Below are 14,688 nucleotides of genomic sequence, written 5' to 3' on the forward strand. Positions count from 1 at the left end.
GCCGGGGTCCGCACCGGCGCACCCGTCACTCGTGTCCGGGCCGCCTGCGGTACTGCTTGGTCTCGGAGCGCCGGCGCTTGACCTCGAGCCGCCGGCGGCGCGACCCGCGCGTGGGCCGGGTGGGGCGCCGGACGGGATCCGGGACCAGGGCATCGCGCAGGAGCGTGGCCAGGCGCTGTCTCGCCGCCGTGCGGTTGCGGCGCTGCGCACGGTGCTCCGCGGCGCTGACGGTGAGCACGGTGCCCGTGAGCCTCCCGGCGAGCCGGTCGAGGACGAGGGCGCGCTGACTGTCGGTGAGTGCGCTCGTCGTCCCCAGGTCGAGGGAGAGCTGCACCCGCGAGTCGGAGGTGTTCACGCCCTGGCCACCGGGTCCCGAGGCATGGGAGAACTGCTCGACCAGCTCTCCCGCCGGCACCCTGAGGCCGCGGGGCGCGCCGGGGCCCGGGGGAACGTGCAGATCGTCCATCCGACGATTGTCCCGCATGCGCGGCGTCGGGCGCGCCTGCGGGCCCGTCAGATCCGTCGGCCAGCAGGCCCGGGCGCCGTCATCCCGGCACGTACCGCCGCGCCACGGCTTCCGGGCCGAGGTCCGGCCGGTCAGAGCGGCCGGTGCCCTGCGTCCTCCTCCGGCGGTGCCTCCGCCCCGAGGTAGTCCTCGACGTCCACGAGCACGGCCGGGCCGGACTGCGCGACCTGCAGGGCGACGGCGAGGCTCGCCACGTCGTCCTGGGCCAGGGGCTGCTCGGGCAGGTCCACCGCGTAGCGGGCCTCGCCGTCGACGAGCACCGGAGTGATGTGGGCGGTGCCGCTCGTGAGGTCGACGGCGGTCGCGGGGGCGATCGCGTCACCGTCCTCGGCGGCCGGGCGGTCGTCAGGGGGTGCGGGGGAGCTCATGGGATCCGTCCTGTCGTTCGGGGTGCTGTCAGGCTACTGCCTGATCCGCTGAGCGCAATGGGTCCGGGGCTCCGCGGCGTCCCGGGTCGAGGCCCGGGGCCTGCCGGCCGGCCCCCTGGCCTCCGGTCCGGCCGGCCCCGGCTCAGCGCAGGGCGCGCTTGATGTCGGCGCGCTCCTTCTCCAGCTTGCGCACCCGGTGACCGAGCTTGAAGAGCCGGACGGAACCGACGAGTCCCATGATGAGCGCGCCGGCGACGGCCGCGAGGAGCATGGCGACGCCGAGGGGGAGGCTGAACGTCCAGCCCATGTAGGTGAAGTCCGCCGGGACGTTGTTCTGCAGGATGAAGATCAGCAGCAGGATCAGGACCAGCAGTCCCAGGATCAGGGCCGTCCACATGGCTCCCGAGACGCCCTGCTTCTGGTGCTCGTCCAGCGCCGGGTCCGTGCCGACGCGCTGCCGGGCGGCCGGCTCCCGGCCGGCCGCCGGTGCTGCCGGGCCGGACCCGTCCGGCGCCGGTGACCGCGGCTCCTCCCCGGGGGCGGGTGCGGGCCGGTCCGGGTCGGGGGACTCTGGGGTGCGGGCCATGACGGTTCTCTCCCTGCTCGCGGTCGGATCGCGGTGTGCTGTGGTCCTCACCGTAGTCCTGCCGGGCGCGCCGCTGAAGACCCGCCGCGGCTCAGCGGGCCGGGAGCACCCGGCCGAGGAACCGGTCCACCGCGGCGGGCAGCAGCGCGAGCGTGTCCGCCTGGTCCACGGCCGCGGTGCGGCCGACCCTCAGGGCGTGGTCCGCGCCCTCCACGGGCACGACCTCGACCGCCGGCGCGCCGGCCGCCGCGGCCCCGACCTCGTCCGGCGTGCCGAAGGCGTCCCGTCCGCCCTGCAGCACGAGCACGGGGACCTCGGGGCGCAGCAGCTCCTCGGCCCGGGAGCGCTCCGGGCGGCCCGGCGGGTGCAGGGGGAAGGCCAGGCAGACGACGGCGGACGCGCCCACCGCGGCGGCCGTGCGGCACGCCACGCGCGCGCCCGCGCTGCGGCCGCCGACGACGACGGGCACCCCGGCGGCCAGTTCGGCCACGGCCGGCAGGGCGGCCAGCCACCCGGTGTCGAGGGCGGCCGGGCGCGGAGCGACCCTCCGGCCGGCCAGGACCCACGGCTGCTCGTGGCGCGCGACCGTGACGCCGTGGCGGGGGAGCTCCTCGGCGAGCACGGTGAGATCGGGGGCTCCGGCGCCCCCGCCGGCGCCGTGCCCGAGCCACAGCAGCGCCGTGGGGTCCTCGGCGGGGGAGACCAGCAGGCGTCCCGGGCCGGTCTCGGTGGGCACGGTGAGCTCGGTCGGTCGGGGCATGGCCTCCACGGTAGCCGGGCGGCCGTCGCAGTGCGGGGCGCACGCTCCCCGGCCCTGTGCGGACCTCGTGCGGATGCGCCGGTCCCCCGCCCCGGCCCGGCGGGTGCCCGCCGGGCCGGGGCGGGGCCTAGCATGTCGGCATGGCATCCCCGCACGCGTCCGGCGGCGCCCGGCCCGGCCGAGCGGACCTCGAGGCCGCCCGGAACACGACCCTGCCCGACCTGCTGGGCCCGGACGTGCGGCTGCTGATCTGCGGCATCAACCCGAGCCTGTGGGCCGCGGCCACCCAGGCGCACTTCGCCCGGCCGGGCAACCGCTTCTGGCCGGCCCTGCACGACGCCGGGCTCACCGGCCCGCTCGTCGACTGCTCGGCCGGGATGAGCGCCGAGGACCGGGAGCACGTGCTGGACCGGGGCCTCGGCATCACGAACCTGGTGCGCCGGGCCACGGCCCGGGCGGACGAGCTGGACCCCGCCGAGTTCGTGGCCGGCCGGGAGCGGCTGGCCGGGCTCGTCGCCGAGCTGCGCCCTGCGGTCGTCGCGGTCGCCGGCGTCACCGCCTACCGGCACGCCTTCGCGGAGCCGAGGGCCGCGCTCGGGCGCCAGGACCGGGACCTGGCCGGGGCGCAGCTCTGGGCGCTGCCCAGCCCCAGCGGGCTCAACGCCCACGCGTCCCGGGCGGGCCTGGCCGCCGCGTTCGCCGAGGCGGGACGGGCGGCGGGCCTCCTGCCTTCCCGGCCGCCGTTTTGACCGGCCGCGGCGGGCGGCTCAGACGAAGAGGAGCAGGCTCACGGCCATGACCGCCATCCCGGCCACCAGCCCGTAGACCGACAGGTGGTGCTCGCCGTACTCCTGGGCCGTGGGCAGCAGCTTGTCCAGGGAGATGAAAACCATGATCCCGGCCACGCCCGCGAACACGACGCCGAAGACGACGTCGTCGAGGAACGGCCGCAGGACGAGGTACCCGAGCACCCCGCCGACCGGTTCCGCGAGGCCCGAGAGGAACGCCCAGCGGAACGCCCTCCGGCGGCTTCCCGTGGCGGAGTAGATCGGCACCGCCACGGAGATCCCCTCGGGGATGTTGTGCAGGGCGATGGCCACCACCACCGGGATCGCCACGGACGGCTCCTGCATGGCCACCACGAAGGTCGCGAAGCCCTCGGGGAAGTTGTGGATCGCGATCGCCACCGCGGTCATCGTGCCCATCCGCATCAGCCGGCGCTGCCGCCCGGCGTCGTCGTGCGGGTACTCGTGCGGATTGGCCCGGGCGGGCACGAGCCGGTCGATCACCGCGATCAGGGCGATGCCACCGAAGAACCCGCCCGCCGTGGCCCACGCCCCGGAGCGATCCCCGAGCTCCGCGACCAGGGCGACCTGGGCCTTGACGAAGATCTCGATCATGGACACGTAGATCATCACGCCGGCCGAGAAGCCGAGGCTCACCGCCAGGAACTTCGCGTCCGTGCGCCGGGTGACCAGGGCCAGGAAGGCGCCCGCCCCGGTGGCCAGACCCGCGAACAGCGTCAGGCCGAAGGCGAACAGCAGCTCGTTCACGGGCGCGTCGACTCCGTTCCTGACCGGGGTGGGGCGCTCGCAGTCTAGCGAACGGGACGAGCGCCCCCGGCCGCCGCCCGGCGGTGGGCCAGAATGGCCGGATGACGACGTCCACCGGAAGCACTGCGGGAGCGCACGACCGCCCGCCGGCCCTCCTCGCCGACCGGTACACGGCCGCATGGGAGCTGGTCCCCGACGGGCCCGCGCGGGACGACGGGGTCCTGGTCCTGCCGGTGCGCACCCGCGCCGGGGAACCGGCCGTGCTGCGGCTGGCCCCGCCGCGGCCCGGCGCCGAGCACGAGCACCTGGCCCTGCGCGTGTGGGGCGGGCGCGGGGCCGTGCGGCTGCTCCGGGCGGAGCCGGCGGACCGGGCGCTGCTGCTCGAGCGCACCGACGACCGGGACCTGCACGCGCTGCCGGTCCTGGAGGCCTGCCGCGTGCTCGGCGAGCTGACCCGCGTCCTCGCCCGGCCGCCGCGGCCCCCGTTCCCGCGGCTGTCGGGAACGGCCCGGCGGTGGCAGACGGAGCTGGCGGAGGCCGCGGAGCTGGACGCCCGGTTCCCGCGCCGCTTCCGCCTGCAGGCCGTCAAGAGCCTCGAGCGGCTCCGGCGCGACGACCTGGACGCGGCGCTCGTGCACCAGGACCTGCACTACGGGGCCGTGCGCGCGTCGGCGCGCGCCCCGTGGCTGGCCACCGGGGCCGACGCGGTGGTCGGCACCCCGGAGTTCGCGCTGGTCCCCGCCCTGTGGCACCGCGCGGAGGAGGCCGGCCGCGGCGGGGCGCTGGCCGCGGCCCTGGCGGACCGGATGGAGGCCCTCGTCCTGGCGGCCGGCGCCGACGAGGAGCGGCTCCGGGCGTGGACGCTCGTGCGGAGCACGGTGGCGGCCCGGGACGAGGTCCTCCGCCCCACCGGCGCCGCGCACCGGGAGATCAGCCGGCTGGTACAGCTGTGCAAGGCCGTGCAGCGGGGCGCGTGAGCCGCTCGAGCCCCGGCCGGGGCTCAGGCGGCGGGGGAGCGGCGGAAGCCCAGGTCCGCGGCGAGCGGGCGCCACGCCGCCACGAGCAGGGCGAGCGCGGTGGGCACGAGGACCGGGAAGCCCATCGCCAGGTAGCCCAGGGCCCCGAGCACCCCGCCGGCGAAGAAGAGCCCCACGAGCGCGGCCAGCAGCCTGAGCTTCCCGGCGTCGCCGGTCACCGGGTCCGTGTCCGCGAGCCGGTTGCGGTAGAGGAACTTGCCGAGCTCGATGCCGATGTCCGTGACCATGCCCGTCACGTGGGTGGTGCGGATCGTGGCGCCCGAGATCTTGGTGATCACCGCGTTCTGCAGCCCCATGGTGAAGGCGAGCACCGGGACGAACAGCAGGTCCCGGTGCTCCCAGGTCAGGCTCTCCGCCAGCAGCCCGAAGCCGAGCATGAGCAGGCCCTCGAGCAGCAGGACGTTGGCGTAGCGGCTGTGCAGCCCGCGGCGCCGAGCCCAGTTGAACATCAGCGCGCAGCACGCGGCCCCGCCCGTGAACGCGGCCACGGCCAGCGCGCCGAGCCCCACGAGCCGCAGGTCGCCCAGCACGAGGTGGTCGGCCACCATCGCGGTGAGCCCCGTCATGTGGGAGGTGTACACGGCCACGGCCACGAAGCCCACGGAGTTGAGCACCCCGGCCACGAGCGCGAGCAGGTAGGCGAGGTGCCGGTTGAGGGCGGGGGTGCGGCGGGGTCCCGCGACGTTGAGCAGATAGCGGTCGATCCGGGCCCTCATGCCGCGAGCCTAGCCCGCCGCACCGGGGGCGGGCCGCCGCACGGGCCGGGTCACGGGGCGGGCCCGGGCGCCCGGCGGTCAGTCGGAGCGGTCGCCGAGCGCCTCGACGGTCTCCGCGGCCAGGGCGAGGCCGGCACCGCTGTAGAGGTTGAAGACCGTGCGGACCCCGTGCCCGCGCAGCTCCTGCACCTCGTCGTCGTACTGCGCCACGGCGGCCACGGCCCCCGCGAACCCGGACTCCGTGAGCTGGCGCAGGGCCACGAGGTTGGAGCCGTGGAAGGGCATGGCCAGCACCGCGATCCGCACGTGGCCGGTCGCGATCACCCGCTCCCAGAACTCCTGGTCGGTCGCGTCGGCCTCCTGGACGTCGAAGCCCTGCGCCTGCAGCCGCGCCACACGGTCCGTGGCGTTCTCGATGCCCACCACGGCGAATCCGTGCTCGTCGGCGAGCTCCCGGTAGGCCGCCTGCCCCACCCGGCCCATGCCGAGCACCAGGACCTCGGCGTGGCCGATGTCGATGGGGCGGTCCTCCGGGTGCAGCTTCTCGTCGGGGTGCTCCGGCAGCCGCCGGGCGAGGACGCTGGTCAGGGAGGAGCCGCGCCGGTTGACCAGGGCCGAGACCACGAAGCTCAGGGCGACCGCCACGGAGAGCATCACCAGCCAGTCCTCGTCGAACATCCCGGCCGAGACCCCGATGGCCCCCACGATCAGGGCGAACTCCGAGTGGTTGCCCAGGGCCAGGCCCGTCCGCAGCGACGTGCGACGGCGCAGCCCGAACCCCCAGAGCAGGAGCACGAACAGCATCGCCTGGACCGGGAGGAGGCCCAGCAGCAGCGCGCCCATGGTGACCATCTCCAAGGTCGGCATCCCGTGGAAGCCGATCGAGACGAAGAAGGCGACCAGCAGGAGGTCCTTGAGGGTGAACAGGGTGCGGGACAGCTCCCCGGCGTTGGCGTGGGAGGCCAGGAGCATGCCGACCAGCAGCGCCCCGAGATCTCCCTTGAGGCCCACCGAGGAGAAGGCGATGTAGCCGGGCACCAGGGCCATGACGATCCCGAACAGGGCCTGCAGCTCCCCGTGCCCGATCCGGTCCCAGATCCGGCGGAACAGCCACGCCGCCGGGAGCAGCAGCAGCAGGGCCGCGGCCCACGGGCTCGGCGGGTGCTCGCTCGTGACCGTGATGAACGCGACGGCGGCGATGTCCTGGATGATGAGGATGCCGATCGCCACGCGCCCGTAGAGGGACGTGGTCTCGCTGCGCTCCTCGAGCACCTTGAACACCAGCACGGTGCTGGAGAAGGACAGGGCGAACCCGGCCAGCAGCAGCGCGCGGAGGTTCTCGCCCGGCAGCTGCAGTCCCACCAGCATGAGCACGCCCAGGAACCCCGCTCCGAGGGCCGTGCTGAGGACCATGTGGATCCCGGCGGTCCCCCAGATCTCCTTGCGCAGCAGCGACCGGGCGTCGAGCTTGAGCCCGATGCCGAACAGCATGAGGGTCACCCCGACGTCGGCCAGCTGGTCGAGCTCGGGGAGCCGCTCCACGCCCAGGCCGTTGAGCACGAAGCCCGCGGCCAGGAAGCCCACCAGGGGCGGCAGCCGGAGCAGGACCGCGAGGGCGCCGGCGCCGAAGGCGACGACCAGGTACACGGCGACCGTTGTCACAGCAGGCTCCCTCGCCGGGGGTGGGGACCCTTCCAGTCTAGGGGCGCGGCGGAGCCCGGGCGGGGCCGGGACGGCATGCGCCGGTCCGGCCCCGCCCGGTCCGCCGAGCGCCTACAGTGGTCGCAGCACGGGGCGGCGAGGGAAGGACCGGAGCATGCAGGAGAGCGAGCGGACCGGGGGCGCCGGGGCCGTGCTGACGCGGTCCCAGCGGCTGGACCGGCTGCCGTTCACCACCCAGCACCGGAAGCTGCTCGTCGGCTCCGGTGTCGGCTGGGCCCTGGACGCCATGGACGTGGGCCTCATCTCGTTCGTGATGGCCGCGCTCGCCCAGGAGTGGGGCCTGGGCTCCGGGGAGCTGTCCCTGCTCGCCTCGATCGGCTTCGTGGGCATGGCCGTGGGCGCCAGCCTCGGCGGGCTCCTGGCCGACCGGCTCGGCCGGCGCCAGGTCTTCGCCCTGACCCTGCTGGTCTACGGCCTGGCCACCGGCGCGTCCGCGCTCGCCGGCTCCCTCGCCGCGCTCGTGGTCCTGCGCTTCGTGGTGGGCCTCGGCCTCGGTGCCGAGCTGCCCGTCGCCTCGACCCTCGTCTCCGAGTACGCCCCCCGCCGGATCCGCGGCCGCGTGGTGGTGGTCCTCGAGTCCTTCTGGGCCGTCGGCTGGGTCCTCGCCGCGCTCGTGGGCTACTTCGTGGTGCCCTCCTCCCCGGACGGCTGGCGCTGGGCGCTGGTCGTGGGCCTCGTCCCGGCCCTCTACGCCGTGGTCGTGCGCCGGGCCCTGCCGGAGTCCGTGCGCTTCCTCGAGCACCGGGGCCGGACGGACGAGGCGGAGGCCGCGGTGCGCGCGTTCGAGGGCGCCCGGCCCCTGGGCCGCTCCCGGGCCGAGACCGCGGAGCAGGCCCGGGCCGCCGAGCAGTCCCCGCCGGTCCGCGCCACGGGGCGGGCCGGGATCTGGAGCCGGGCGCTGCGGAGGCGCACGGCGGCGCTGTGGACCGTCTGGTTCTGCATCAACTTCGCCTACTACGGGGCGTTCACCTGGTTGCCCACGCTCCTGCTCCAGCAGGGCCTCACCCTGACGACGTCCTTCGGCTACGTCCTGGTCATCACGCTCGCGCAGCTGCCCGGCTACGCCGCGGCCGCCTGGCTCATCGAGGTCTGGGGGCGGCGGATCACCCTGGCCGTGTTCCTCGGGGGCTCCGCGGCGAGCGCCGTGCTGTTCGGGATCGTGTCGATGGGCAGCATCGTGCTCCCGTGGCAGGTGATCGGCTCCGGCATGGCGCTGTCCTTCTTCAACCTGGGCGCGTGGGGCGCGCTCTACGCGATCGGCCCGGAGCTCTATCCCACCGCGCTGCGCGGGACGGGGACCGGGGCGGCGGCCGCCTTCGGCCGGATCGCCTCGATCCTGGCGCCCCTGGCCGTGCCGGTGCTGCTCGTGCTCGGCGGGGAGGACTACGACGTGGTGACCGTCTTCGCCGTGTTCGGCGCGGCCTTCCTCGTGGCCGCGGTCTCCGCGTTCGCCTTGCCCGAGCAGCGGGGACGGGCCCTGCAGTGACCGCCCCCGTCGTCCTGACCGACCGCGAGATCGGCCTCGCGCGGCTCGCGGCCCACGGGCTCGTGCGGCCCGAGGACGTGGCGCCCGAGGACGTGGTGCGCGCCCTCGGGGCCGTCCAGGCGCAGGACCTGCCCGGCGCCCTGGTCTCGGTCGGCCTGCGGCGGGCCGGCGGGTCCGCCGGCCTGCGGCAGGCCTTCGACGACGGCCGGATCGTGCGCACCTGGCCGATGCGCGGGACCCTGCACCTGGTGCCCGCCGAGGAGCTGCGGGACTGGCTGGCGGTGCTGGGTCCCCGCACCGTCGCCTCGACGGCCGCCCGCCGCCGTGCCCTGGGCATCGACGAGCGGCTGGACGCGGCCCGGGAGGCCGCGCTCGCCGCGCTGCGCCACGGCCCGCAGCCCCGCGCGCGCCTGCACGGCGCGTGGGAGAAGGCCGGGCTGCTGGGGGAGCCGGGCCGGGGCTACCACCTGATGCTCGCCCTGCACCTGGACGCGACCCTGTGCATGGGCCCGCTGAGCGCGGACGCGCGGGACCAGCTCGTGGTCCCCGTGGCGGACTGGATCCCGGCGGCGGGGGAGGAGGCGGCCGGGCCCGGGGCGGGCGCCGGCGGCGCCCCGCCCGTCGTCGCGCGCTGGGTCCGCCGGTACCTGCGCGGCCACGGCCCGGCCTCCGTGGCGGACGCCGCCCGGTGGGCGGCCCTGCCGCGCTCCGCGGTGCGCGAAGCCCTGGTCGGTCTGGACGGTGTCGTGGCCGTGCACGACCGCGCCGGGCGCGAGCTGTGGTGCGCCCCCGAGGTGCTGGACGGCCCCGCCCCCGGCGACCGGCGGGCCGCCGGGGTCTTCCTGCTGCCGCCCTTCGACGAGTTCGTCCTGGGCTACGGGGACCGGTCCCACGTGCTGGCCCCGGAGCGGGAGAGCAGCATCGTCCCCGGCGGCAACGGCGTCTTCAAGCCCACCGTCGTGGCCGGCGGGCGGATCGTGGGGACCTGGAGCCGCGCCCGCCGCGCCGGGGGGCCCGCGCTCGTGCTCGACCCGTTCGAGGAGCTCTCGCCCGCGCGCCGCCGGGCCGCCGAACGGGCCTTCGCGCGGCTGCCGGCGCTCTGAGCCGAGACGAACCCTGTATGGGTCCGGAGGGCCGGGAGGTGGTCCGGCTCACCCGGCCCTCGGTAGGGTGAGGCCATGATCAATCCCGCCCGCCTGCACTCGGACCTCTCCCGCCTCGGCCGCGAGACCGAGATGTTCCTGGCCACCGCCGCGTCCCTGTCCGACGACGAGCTGGCCGCTCCCTCGCTGTGCGAGGGGTGGCGCCGCGCCGACGTCGTGGCGCACCTCGCCTCCAACGGGCGCGCCCTCGTGAAGCTCGTCGACTGGGCCGTCACCGGGCAGGAGCAGGCTCCCTACGCCTCGGCCGAGGCCCGCAACCAGGAGATCGCCGAGCTGGCCGCCCTGCCCCGCGAGGAGCTGGTCGAGAAGGCGCGCGAGTCCGCGGCCTACTTCGCCGAGCAGTCCCAGCGCCTGGCCGGTGAGCTCGCGGTCGAGGAGGTGCACCTGCACGGCAAGCAGATCCCCGCGACCTCCATCGTGGCGCTGCGCATCGCCGAGGTCGTCGTCCACCACCACGACCTCGACACCGCCTGGACCATCGAGGAGGCCGACCCCGACTCGCTGCTCAACGCCCTCGAGGCGGCCGTGCGCACGATGCGCGCGAAGGGCGCCCCCGGCATGACCCTGGTCACCGAGGAGCGCGACGAGTGGGTGATCGGGGACGGCGCCCTGCGGGTCGAGTCCGACCGGGAGGGCCTGCTCGGCTGGCTGGCCCGCGGCGACGACGAGAACGTCGAGGCGGACGGACCCCTGCCGGTGCTGCCCTCCTGGTGAGCGGGCACCCCGTGCGCAGCTGGTGGCTCGCGGCGCTGGTCCTGCTGGTGACCGGCGCCGCCGTGGCCGTCCGGCTGGGGCGCGGAGAGCTCGGCGAGGCGGGCGTCGCCGTTCTGGCGGGGGCGGTGGGAGTCGCGGTCTGCTCCCCGCTGGTCTTCCCGCGCCGGGGCGCCGCTGCGGACGCCGTGACCGTCTACTACCGTCCCGGCTGCGGGTACTGCCTGCGCCTGCGCCTGTCCCTCGGCTCCCGCGCCCGGCGGGCACGCTGGGTCGACATCTGGGCGGATCCGCAGGCGGCCGCCTACGTCCGGTCCGTCAACGGGGGCGACGCCACCGTGCCGACCGTCGTGCTCGACGGGGTCCCGCACACCAATCCGTCCCCCGCCCTGGTCCGGGCCGCGCTGGCGCGGCAGGCGTGAGCCCGCCCGCCGCGCCGGTCCCCGGACGGGCGGGTGCCCTCCCCGAACGCCCCCGCCGCCGAGGTCGCGGCCGGGGCGCCGCGCCGGAGCCGCGGGGGTCGGCGGGGTCACAGGCACCCGGGGTGCCGCCGCGGCGGTCCTCCGGGGTAGAATGGTCGACGGCCCGCTGTGCGGGCGCTCCCGCCCGGGTCCCTCCGGGTGTGCGGCGGCGCCCCGGCCGCACCCATCGGGAGGGCTGCACCTCCCCCCGCATCTCCACCCGAAGAGAGACCCACGCGTATGCCTGTCACCTCCACCACCGCCCAGCGCGCCGACCTCCGCAACGTGGCCATCGTGGCCCACGTCGACCACGGCAAGACCACCATCGTGGACGCGATGCTCCAGCAGACGCACGCGTTCTCGTCCCACGGTGAGGTCGAGGAACGCGTGATGGACTCCGGTGACCTGGAGCGCGAGAAGGGGATCACGATCCTCGCCAAGAACACCACGGTGTTCTACGACGGCCCCTCCGCCGAGGGGGAGACCATCACCATCAACGTCATCGACACCCCGGGCCACGCCGACTTCGGCGGCGAGGTCGAGCGCGGCCTGTCCATGGTCGACGGCGTCGTGCTGCTCGTGGACGCCTCCGAGGGGCCGCTGCCGCAGACCCGTTTCGTGCTGCGCAAGGCCCTCGAGGCGAAGCTGCCCGTGATCCTCGTGGTCAACAAGGTCGACCGCCCGGACGCGCGGATCGAGGAGGTCGTGCACGAGTCCATGGACCTGCTGCTGGGCCTGGCCTCGGACATCTCCGAGGACGACCCCGACCTCGACCTGGACGCCGTCCTGGACGTGCCCGTGGTCTACGCCGCGGGACGTGACGGCCGGGCCTCCCTGACGCAGCCCGAGAACGGCGGCCTGCCGGACAACGAGGACCTCGAGCCGCTGTTCGCCACGATCATCAAGCACGTGCCGGCGCCCTCCTACGACCCCGAGGGCGTGCTCCAGGCGCACGTGACCAACCTGGACGCCTCCCCGTTCCTGGGCCGTCTCGCGCTGCTGCGCATCTTCAACGGCACCCTCCGGAAGGGCCAGACCGTCGCCTGGGCCCGGGCCGACGGGGAGCTGAAGAACGTGCGGATCTCCGAGCTGCTGGCCACCAAGGGACTGGACCGGGTCCCGGCCGAGTCCGCCGGGCCCGGCGAGATCGTGGCCGTGGCCGGGATCGAGGACATCACCATCGGGGAGACCCTCACGGACCCCGAGAACCCGCAGCCCCTGCCGCTGATCACGGTGGACGATCCCGCGATCTCCATGACCATCGGCATCAACACCTCCCCCCTGGCCGGCCGCGCCAAGGGCACCAAGGTCACCGCGCGCCAGGTCAAGGACCGCCTCGACAAGGAGCTCGTCGGCAACGTCTCCCTCAAGGTGCTCCCCACCCAGCGCCCCGACGCCTGGGAGGTGCAGGGCCGCGGCGAGCTGGCCCTGGCGATCCTGGTGGAGCAGATGCGCCGCGAGGGCTTCGAGCTGACCGCGGGCAAGCCCCAGGTGGTCACGAAGACCGTCGACGGAAAGGTGCACGAGCCCTACGAGCACATGACCATCGACGTGCCGGACGAGTTCCTCGGCGCCGTGACCCAGCTGATGGCCGGCCGCAAGGGCCGCATGGAGGCCATGGCCAACCACGGCACCGGCTGGGTGCGGATGGAGTTCAAGGTCCCCGCGCGCGGCCTGATCGGCTTCCGCACCAAGTTCCTCACCGAGACCCGCGGCGCGGGCATCGCGTCCTCCTACGCCGACGGCTACGAGCCGTGGGCCGGGGACATCGAGTACCGCACCAACGGCTCGATGATCGCCGACCGCGCCGGCGTGGTCACCCCGTTCGCGATGATCAACCTGCAGGAGCGCGGCGCGTTCTTCGTGGAGCCCACCTCCGAGGTCTACGAGGGCATGATCGTGGGCGAGAACGCCCGCGCCGACGACATGGACGTGAACATCACGAAGGAGAAGAAGCTCACCAACATGCGTGCGGCGTCCTCCGACACCTTCGAGAACCTCACGCCCCCGCGCAAGCTCACCCTCGAGGAGTCCCTCGAGTTCGCCCGCGAGGACGAGTGCGTGGAGGTCACCCCGGACGCGATCCGCATCCGCAAGGTGATCCTCGACGCCAACGAGCGCCTGAAGGCCAACCGGGCCCGGGCCCGCGCCTGATCCCGGACCGCAGCGGCAGCAGCACACCAGGCCCGGCCGTGACCCAGCCCGTCCCGTACTACCCCGAGCAGGGCGCCCTCGTGCGCGAGGACGCCCTGCCGGGGCTGCTGCCCCCGGGGCTGCGCCCGGAGGACGCCCGGCTGCTGTTCGTGCACGCCCACCCGGACGACGAGTCCATCGCCACCGGCGCCACCATGGGCCGGTACGCGGCGCTCGGAGCGCGGGTCGTGCTGCTCACGATGACCCGCGGCGAGCGCGGGGAGGTCATCCCCGAGCCGCTGCGCGCGCTCGAGGTCGGCCGCCCGGAGTGCACCGACGACGGGACGGCCCTGGGCCGCCACCGCACGGGCGAGCTGGACGACGCCGCGGCGCGCCTGGGCGTGGCCGAACGCTTCTTCGCGGGGGAGCCCCCCGCCCTGGACCCCGCCGTCGGATTCGCCGGCGGCACGGGCTACTACCACGACTCCGGGATGTCCTGGGGTCCCGACGGCCGTGCGGCCCCCGCCCCGGACGCCTCCCCGCACAGTCTCACCGCGGCCTCCCCGGACGAGGCCGCCGCGCACGTGGCCGCCGCGGTCCGAGCCGTGCGACCCCACGTGCTCGTGACCTACGACGACGACGGCGGCTACGGCCACCCCGACCACGTCCGCACCTCCGCCGTCGCGGTGCGCGGCGCGGAGCTCGCCGCCCGGCCGGCGGCGGACGCGGGCGGCGAGCCCGCCGAGGCCTGGCGCACGCCCCTCGTGTGGGCCGTGGAGGGCGAGGCGCGGGCCGGGGACCCGCGGCCGCAGGCCGCGGTGCACGGCTCCGCCGAGCGCAAGCGGGCGGCGATGACCGCCCACGCCACCCAGCTCGTGCTGGCCGAGGACGGCTCCCGCTTCGCGCTGTCCAACGGGGTGTGGCAGCCGTTCAGCGCCCTGGAGACCTACCGGCTGCTTGCCGGGGACCCCGACGCGGTCGTCCCCGAGGAGGAGGAGCCCCGGCGCGCCCCCGCCTCCGTGGCCTCGGCCCTCGTGACCTCCGTGGCGGCCGGCGCCGTGGCGGCCTCCGTGGCCACGGTCCTGCACGGCGCCGCCTGGTACTCCGCCTCCGGGTGGTGGCTGCCCTGGGGCCTGCTCTTCGCCACGGCCCTGCTGCTCAGCGTGTCCCTGTGGGTGGGCACCGCCACCCGCCGCGTGTGGGCCGCCGCCGTCCCGGGTCTCATCGGCTACCTCGTCTCCTGGCTCTTCGCCTACGGCGGGGACGGCTCCGTGATCGTCGTGACGAACCCCGGCACGCCCGTGGGCGTCCTGGGCCTGGCCTGGTTCGTGCTGGTCTTCGCCGTGACCCTGCTCTCCGTGTTCATCACGGGACGCTGGCTGCGCGCCCGGCGCCGGGATACCGTCGCCGCCTGAGCCTCCGGCCCGCCGGACGACGCCCGGAGGAACCCGGCCCGGCGCCACCCC

Annotated in this window: 15 protein-coding genes; 8 read left to right on the forward strand and 7 right to left on the reverse strand. The window is 75.5% G+C overall.

Going from position 1 to position 14,688, the window contains the following annotated elements; translation table 11 throughout:
- Nucleotides 1–25 precede the first annotated feature (25 nt).
- From arfB to QYM41_RS02675, 4 genes are all read right to left on the reverse strand, one after another.
- Entirely contained in the window at nt 26–466 is a 441-nt protein-coding gene (arfB, locus tag QYM41_RS02660) for an alternative ribosome rescue aminoacyl-tRNA hydrolase ArfB (RefSeq protein WP_368798191.1), read from the reverse strand.
- Nucleotides 467–597: 131 nt separating this feature from the next.
- Complete coding sequence (locus tag QYM41_RS02665) at nt 598–894, reverse strand: hypothetical protein (protein ID WP_368798192.1); 297 nt, start codon at nt 892–894, stop codon at nt 598–600.
- 142 nt (nt 895–1,036) lie between these two features.
- Entirely contained in the window at nt 1,037–1,480 is a 444-nt protein-coding gene (locus tag QYM41_RS02670; protein ID WP_368798193.1) for a LapA family protein, read from the reverse strand.
- A gap of 91 nt (nt 1,481–1,571) precedes the next feature.
- On the reverse strand, nt 1,572–2,240 hold the full coding sequence (locus QYM41_RS02675) for an alpha/beta hydrolase family protein (protein WP_368798194.1): 669 nt from the start codon (nt 2,238–2,240) through the stop codon (nt 1,572–1,574).
- 140 nt (nt 2,241–2,380) lie between these two features.
- Between QYM41_RS02675 and QYM41_RS02680 the strand changes: the two genes are divergently transcribed.
- Complete coding sequence (locus tag QYM41_RS02680; RefSeq protein WP_368798195.1) at nt 2,381–2,989, forward strand: mismatch-specific DNA-glycosylase; 609 nt, start codon at nt 2,381–2,383, stop codon at nt 2,987–2,989.
- An 18-nt stretch (nt 2,990–3,007) separates the two neighbouring features.
- On the opposite strand, the gene zupT is transcribed toward QYM41_RS02680, so the two are convergent.
- The gene (gene zupT, locus QYM41_RS02685) at nt 3,008–3,793 is read right to left on the reverse strand and encodes a zinc transporter ZupT (RefSeq protein ID WP_368798196.1); all 786 of its coding nucleotides are present in this window, start codon (nt 3,791–3,793) and stop codon (nt 3,008–3,010) included.
- 101 nt (nt 3,794–3,894) lie between these two features.
- On the opposite strand from zupT, the gene QYM41_RS02690 reads away from it, so the two are divergent.
- Nucleotides 3,895–4,770, forward strand: a complete 876-nt coding sequence (locus QYM41_RS02690; protein WP_368798197.1) for an aminoglycoside phosphotransferase family protein — start codon at nt 3,895–3,897, stop codon at nt 4,768–4,770.
- 23 nt (nt 4,771–4,793) lie between these two features.
- Here the strand turns inward: QYM41_RS02690 and QYM41_RS02695 are convergent, their stop codons facing one another.
- Both QYM41_RS02695 and QYM41_RS02700 read right to left on the reverse strand, forming a co-directional pair.
- Nucleotides 4,794–5,546: a YoaK family protein gene (locus QYM41_RS02695; protein ID WP_368798198.1), complete on the reverse strand. Its 753-nt coding sequence runs from the start codon at nt 5,544–5,546 to the stop codon at nt 4,794–4,796.
- A gap of 78 nt (nt 5,547–5,624) precedes the next feature.
- A complete protein-coding gene (locus QYM41_RS02700) occupies nt 5,625–7,208 on the reverse strand; it encodes a cation:proton antiporter domain-containing protein (protein WP_368798199.1) in 1,584 nt (527 codons plus the stop codon).
- Nucleotides 7,209–7,362: 154 nt separating this feature from the next.
- On the opposite strand from QYM41_RS02700, the gene QYM41_RS02705 reads away from it, so the two are divergent.
- From QYM41_RS02705 to QYM41_RS02730, 6 genes are all read left to right on the forward strand, one after another.
- Nucleotides 7,363–8,754: an MFS transporter gene (locus QYM41_RS02705; RefSeq protein WP_368798200.1), complete on the forward strand. Its 1,392-nt coding sequence runs from the start codon at nt 7,363–7,365 to the stop codon at nt 8,752–8,754.
- On the forward strand, nt 8,751–9,857 hold the full coding sequence (locus tag QYM41_RS02710; RefSeq protein ID WP_368798201.1) for a winged helix DNA-binding domain-containing protein: 1,107 nt from the start codon (nt 8,751–8,753) through the stop codon (nt 9,855–9,857). Before QYM41_RS02705 ends, QYM41_RS02710 begins: the two co-directional genes overlap by 4 nt.
- Nucleotides 9,858–9,932: 75 nt before the next feature.
- On the forward strand, nt 9,933–10,631 hold the full coding sequence (locus QYM41_RS02715; protein ID WP_368798202.1) for a maleylpyruvate isomerase family mycothiol-dependent enzyme: 699 nt from the start codon (nt 9,933–9,935) through the stop codon (nt 10,629–10,631).
- Nucleotides 10,628–11,050, forward strand: a complete 423-nt coding sequence (locus QYM41_RS02720; protein ID WP_368798203.1) for a glutaredoxin domain-containing protein — start codon at nt 10,628–10,630, stop codon at nt 11,048–11,050. Before QYM41_RS02715 ends, QYM41_RS02720 begins: the two co-directional genes overlap by 4 nt.
- 279 nt (nt 11,051–11,329) lie before the next feature.
- Nucleotides 11,330–13,243, forward strand: coding sequence for a translational GTPase TypA (gene typA, locus QYM41_RS02725; RefSeq protein WP_368798204.1), 1,914 nt, complete (start codon nt 11,330–11,332; stop codon nt 13,241–13,243).
- Between the two features lie 38 nt (nt 13,244–13,281).
- Nucleotides 13,282–14,637, forward strand: a complete 1,356-nt coding sequence (locus QYM41_RS02730) for a PIG-L family deacetylase (RefSeq protein WP_368798205.1) — start codon at nt 13,282–13,284, stop codon at nt 14,635–14,637.
- The last annotated feature ends 51 nt before the right edge of the window (nt 14,638–14,688 follow it).

Origin of the sequence: Kocuria oxytropis (genome assembly GCF_040981195.1) — a bacterium.
Taxonomy (GTDB): Bacteria; Actinomycetota; Actinomycetes; order Actinomycetales; family Micrococcaceae; genus Kocuria; species Kocuria oxytropis.